The organism is Cupriavidus lacunae, from assembly GCF_003353055.1.
Lineage (GTDB): Bacteria > Pseudomonadota > Gammaproteobacteria > Burkholderiales > Burkholderiaceae > Cupriavidus > Cupriavidus lacunae.
This window is the reverse complement of sequence record NZ_QKWJ01000242.1, coordinates 1-1,158: the sequence shown is the minus strand read 5'-3', so window position 1 is coordinate 1,158 and position 1,158 is coordinate 1. Positions and strand designations below refer to the sequence as shown.

Below are 1,158 nucleotides of genomic sequence, written 5' to 3'. Positions count from 1 at the left end.
GTCCAGCTTCCAAGAAGGAGGGAAACCATGAACACGATTGCTCGCATTGGTGTCGACCTTGCCAAGAACGTCATGCAGATCCATGCAGTCGACCAGTCTGGCCACATCGTCACGCGTAAGGCGATTAGCCGTGCAAATTTCCTCAACCGGTTCGCGAATCTCCCACCCTGTCTTGTGGCCATGGAAGCCTGCAGCGCCGCGCACTACTGGGCCCGCAGGCTCCGTTCGCTCGGGCATGACGTACGCCTGATTCCGCCCCAGTTTGTGGCGCCTTACCGCAAGGGCGGCTCGCGCATGAAGAACGACGCTCTCGACGCCGAAGCTGTCTGCGAAGCCGCGAGCCGTCCGCAAATGCGCTTTGTGCCGGTCAAGTCCCCGGCTCAGCAAAGCGTCCTGGTGCTCCACCGTCTGCGCACCGGCTACGTCGAGGAACGCACGGCACTCGTGAACAGGTTGCGCGGGCTGCTTGCCGAATTCGGCGTGTTCCTCCCACAAGGCATCGACAAGTTACACGCCCATTTCGTCGAGCATATTGAGGATGGCACCAACGAACTGACCGGCACGGCTCGCGAGGCACTGATGCGTGGCTGGGCGCAATGGCAAGCGCTTGACCAGGAAATCGCCTGGTTCGACCGGCAGATTGCCACGCATGCCCGTCAGGATCCCCACGCAAAGCGATGCATGGATATGTGCGGCATCGGCCCGCTCACTGCGTCCGCCACCGTCGCCACCATCGTCGATGCCCGGCAGTTCAAAAACGGCCGGCAGATGGCAGCCTGGCTTGGCACCGTGCCTAGACAGAAGAGCAGCGGCGGAAAGCAGCGCCTGGGCCGCATCACGAAGCAGGGCAACGAGTACCTGCGCATGCTGCTCTTCCTTGGCGCGCGCGCTGCACTCAATACCGCCCATAGGCGCAACGACCGGCTCTCGCGCTGGATTCTCCAACTGCGGGCCCGCATCGGCTACAACAAGACCCTGATCGCAGTAGCCAACAAGCATGCCCGCATCCTTTGGGCCATCCTCGCCAAAGGGGAAAAATTCGATCCCGCCCATGTCTGCCCGAGCGCGGCCACGTGAGCGCAACACTTCCTGCAATTACATCCACCACCAGGGACGCAACAGGCAACGATAGGCGACAGGTTAGACCGGCAGCAGGCG

1 protein-coding gene is annotated in these 1,158 nt (G+C 62.2%); it reads left to right on the top strand.

Annotated features, from left to right (window positions below):
• Positions 1-27 precede the first annotated feature (27 nt).
• Positions 28-1,077: an IS110 family RNA-guided transposase gene (locus DN412_RS42905; protein WP_115217000.1), complete on the top strand. Its 1,050-nt coding sequence runs from the start codon at positions 28-30 to the stop codon at positions 1,075-1,077.
• Positions 1,078-1,158 lie beyond the last annotated feature (81 nt).

Bases quoted from the DNA above. Each gene is read 5' to 3' on its own strand.
- DN412_RS42905 (WP_115217000.1), top strand. From the start codon at position 28: ATGAACACGATTGCTCGCATTGGTGTCGACCTTGCCAAGAACGTCATG.